Genomic DNA, 3238 nt, shown 5'->3' on the forward strand with positions numbered 1-3238 from the left:
TATTTCTATAAAAACAAAAGTCATTCAAAAATATATTTGAATGACTTTTGTTTTATACCATTATCACATCAAGTGACAACTCAATATTATTTTTCCAATATCTTTTTCAGGTTAGCCAGATTTTTAGTTTCGGCATCAGTAATAAATTTTTCTCCCATAAAGTTCATCAGATTCATTGGATAAGAGGAATGTCCATAAAACTCAGACGTAACTTTCGTTTCATTCTCTGAGATAGATTCCAATAAATTACTAGCCTTAGCCTCTCCTTTCATCGGTCGCTCAAAATGCAAATCGACATCGATTCTATCTTCAGATACAGCGGTAATCTGTTGAGACCCTTCCCCAACGTTATCATCTTTACTGTCCCAAGAAGCTTTGAATCCAACAGTTCCATCCATACCTTGATAGTCCATATTTACATTTGGATCCTGCATGACCCAAATACTGTAATTCTCCTGATTCTTGATCAATTTTATATAATCAAAAACCACTTGCTTTGGCTTGTTAATGGTTGTTGAAACCGAAACTGTATAATCATTTGGGATAAAGAGCGCGATAATTAGTAATAACACTATTAGACTAACTATTCCTAAACCTATAAATTTTAGTATTTTCATGTGTAAATTTTTATTGTTTTTTATTGGTTAAAATCAATTAAGTATTTGGCTTTTCGTCAAAATTAACCATCCAATGGATCCCAAATTTATCCACAAACATTCCAAAATAAGCCCCCCAAAAAGTTTGGCTCATTGGCATGAAAGGATTTCCTCCGGCAGATAGTCCGTTGAAAAGTTTATCAGCTTCCTGTTTACTTTCGGCATTGATCGACAGCGAAACATTGGAACCAAAAGCAACTGAACCGCTAGCTTCATTACTGTCACTTCCCATCAAAATGGAATCTTTTCCTATTGGCAAGGAAATATGCATGATTTTGTTTTTATCCTCTTCTGATATTGCATCTCCACCCGCAGCATCAGCGGGCATGTCATTAAACTTTCCTACATAAGGAAATTCACCCCCAAAAACCGACTGATAAAACAAAAAAGCTTCTTCGCAGTTTCCATTAAAAATTAAATACGGATTAATTGTTGCCATAATATTTAAAAATTTAGATTAATTGTTTTTTTGAGTAACTAAGATTCTAAGCATCTAATTTACATTGCATTTAAGCATGAAGGGCTTCAACATATTTTTTAAAATTATCCAAAATAGCTTGCCATCCTAGTTGTTGCATTTCTTCAGAGTTTACATTTTCAGGATCAAAACTTTCGATTAAGTATATGCCAACCGGTGTTTCCTCAAAACTTACTTCAACTTTTCTTCCATCAGCCATTACATATTCAATAGCTTTATTTTTTTCCACCAAAGTGTATTCGCCTTCAAAATCAAAACTCATTGTCCCATCTTTGGCAGCCATAGTGGATTTGAATTTTCCTCCAGTCCGTAAATCATTTTCGGCATAAGGTGTATGCCAATCATCTGAGGCATTGTTCCATTTAGTAATATGTTCAGGATTTGTCCAACACTCCCAAACCTTTTTTATTGGAGCATTGATGCTCGCTTCTACTGTTATCATATTTTTTTATCTAAAATACATTAAAAACAACAATTAACTAGCAGGAATCTGACTTTCATCCATAAAAAAGACTTCCCAATGATGATTGTCCAAATCCATGAAACTGCGATGATACATCCAGCCGTAATCTTTAGCAACCATATATTCTGAACTACCAGCTTTTATAACTTTTGCAATTATCTCGTCTACTTTTTCACGACTTTCGACCGAAATTGAAATCAGTACTTCACTGCTTTTACTTGCATCACAAATGGCTTTATTTGTAAACGTTTTATAGAACTCCTCCGTAATCAACATGGCAAAACTTTTGTCTCCAATAATCATACAAGCCGCCTTATCATCTGTAAACTTAGGATTGAATGAAAAACCCAATTGAGAAAAAAAATCCATGGATTTATTTAACTCTTTTACAGGAAGATTTAAGAAAATTTGTGTTTCCATTTTTCCATAAAATTACAAATATTCTCAAATGAAATTCATTTTTAAGCATAAAAAAACCTGCTCCAGTGACAGAGCAGGTTTTTAGTAAGTTACTGAACATTAGGAAGCTATCTCCAAACGTTTCAGTAAATTTTTATTCAATGTTTCTTTGGCGTATTCCATATCGATCACCAATTTTTTATCATCCGAACTTGGTAATTCATACATCGCATCGGTAAGAATCGCTTCGCATAACGAACGCAATCCACGTGCACCTAATTTATATTCCAATGCTTTTTCCACAATAAAATCAAGGGCTTCATCAGTAATAGTAAACTCTACCTCATCCATCAAAAACAGTTTTTGATATTGCTTGATCAAAGCATTCTTTGGCTGAGTCAAAATGGCACGCAACGTTTCTCTGTCCAAAGGATCCATATGTGTCAAAACAGGTAAACGACCAATGATTTCAGGAATTAATCCAAAATCTTTGATGTCTTTTGGGATAATATATTGCAACAAATTGTCTTTATCAATATTATCCACATTTTTGGATGTAGAATAACCTACTGCCTGACGGTTCAAACGTTTTGAAATAATACGTTCAACCCCATCAAAAGCACCTCCGGCAATAAACAAAATATTCTGCGTGTTTACTTCAACAAATTTTTGGTCTGGATGCTTGCGTCCTCCTTTTGGTGGCACATTAACAACTGTTCCTTCTAATAATTTCAACAAAGCCTGTTGTACTCCTTCTCCCGAAACATCACGAGTGATTGAAGGGTTATCGCTTTTACGGGCAATTTTATCAATTTCATCAATAAAAACGATTCCTCTTTCGGCTTTGGTTACATCATAGTCAGCAGCCTGTAAAAGACGCGTCAAAATACTTTCAACATCCTCTCCCACATAACCTGCTTCGGTAAGCACTGTTGCATCAACAATAGCAAGTGGCACATCCAACATTTTGGCAATCGTTTTGGCTACCAATGTTTTCCCTGTACCTGTTTGCCCTACCATGATGATATTGCTTTTTTCGATCTCTACCTCATCGTCCAATTGCTGTTGCATCAAACGTTTGTAGTGATTATAAACCGCAACAGACATCACTTTCTTGGTTTGCTCCTGTCCAATAACATATTGATCAAGGAAAGCTCTAATTTCTTTTGGTTTCTTTAAAATTAAATCACCAACTAACTTAGAACCTCTATTCGTTTTTAATTCTTCCAGAACAATTCCATG

The 3238-nt window shown here is 34.7% G+C and carries 5 protein-coding genes; all 5 read right to left on the minus strand.

The annotated features are described in order from the left end of the window. Positions 1-86 precede the first annotated feature (86 nt). The gene (locus VFS71_RS11600; protein ID WP_326401428.1) at positions 87-617 is read right to left on the minus strand and encodes an SRPBCC family protein; all 531 of its coding nucleotides are present in this window, start codon (positions 615-617) and stop codon (positions 87-89) included. Positions 618-654: 37 nt separating this feature from the next. Further along, positions 655-1095 (minus strand): VOC family protein, encoded by a 441-nt coding sequence (locus VFS71_RS11605; protein ID WP_326401429.1) that lies wholly within the window; start codon positions 1093-1095, stop codon positions 655-657. Between the two features lie 70 nt (positions 1096-1165). Further along, entirely contained in the window at positions 1166-1576 is a 411-nt protein-coding gene (locus VFS71_RS11610) for an SRPBCC family protein (RefSeq protein ID WP_326401430.1), read from the minus strand. Positions 1577-1609: 33 nt separating this feature from the next. After that, entirely contained in the window at positions 1610-2017 is a 408-nt protein-coding gene (locus VFS71_RS11615; protein WP_326401431.1) for a glyoxalase/bleomycin resistance/extradiol dioxygenase family protein, read from the minus strand. Positions 2018-2116: 99 nt separating this feature from the next. Further along, a partial coding sequence (clpX, locus tag VFS71_RS11620; RefSeq protein WP_326401433.1) for an ATP-dependent Clp protease ATP-binding subunit ClpX occupies positions 2117-3238 on the minus strand: 1122 nt, incomplete at its 5' end.

This window comes from Flavobacterium sp. (assembly GCF_035760125.1).
GTDB lineage: Bacteria > Bacteroidota > Bacteroidia > Flavobacteriales > Flavobacteriaceae > Flavobacterium.

Coding starts and splice junctions, on each gene's coding strand:
- VFS71_RS11600 (WP_326401428.1), bottom strand. CDS start 617: ATGAAAATACTAAAATTTATAGGTTTAGGAATAGTTAGTCTAATAGTG.
- VFS71_RS11605 (WP_326401429.1), bottom strand. CDS start 1,095: ATGGCAACAATTAATCCGTATTTAATTTTTAATGGAAACTGCGAAGAA.
- VFS71_RS11610 (WP_326401430.1), bottom strand. CDS start 1,576: ATGATAACAGTAGAAGCGAGCATCAATGCTCCAATAAAAAAGGTTTGG.
- VFS71_RS11615 (WP_326401431.1), bottom strand. CDS start 2,017: ATGGAAACACAAATTTTCTTAAATCTTCCTGTAAAAGAGTTAAATAAA.